This window comes from Bacillus sp. SIMBA_008, assembly GCF_046535495.1.
Lineage (GTDB): Bacteria > Bacillota > Bacilli > Bacillales > Bacillaceae > Bacillus > Bacillus subtilis.
Map to the genome: position 1 here is coordinate 1 of NZ_JAWRWL010000179.1, position 329 is coordinate 329.

General features: G+C 59.3%; 1 protein-coding gene. It reads right to left on the minus strand.

The annotated features are described in order from the left end of the window. Positions 1-119: 119 nt before the first annotated feature. Positions 120-329, minus strand: a 210-nt coding sequence (locus tag SB658_RS22715) for a hypothetical protein (protein WP_410602493.1), incomplete at its 5' end; no start/stop codon positions are given.

Below are 329 nucleotides of genomic sequence, written 5' to 3' on the forward strand. Positions count from 1 at the left end.
CGGGGTGGGTCCGTACCCCCCGGGTGGCGTACGGCAAAGCGCAGGGGCGGCCGCTTCCAGGGTGTTTGCGCTTGTGAGCCGCCAACGAGAGGGATGCCAGGCCGATCGCCACAGGTTGATCAAGCGCGAGGGACGACTCTTCTTTCAGCCTCGCTCACCAGAATTCTGGAGTAATCGTAATCAAGGTAATCAATTCCGTTGGAACTCTTCATTGCCTTCTCAAAGGCGACATTCGAGACGGATCTGGCTCCACCAAAGAAGTCCCTCTCCGCCTGCGAGGCCAGCCTGATCGACTTGCCATCGAAGTCCTTCAGGAACAGACCCTCGGG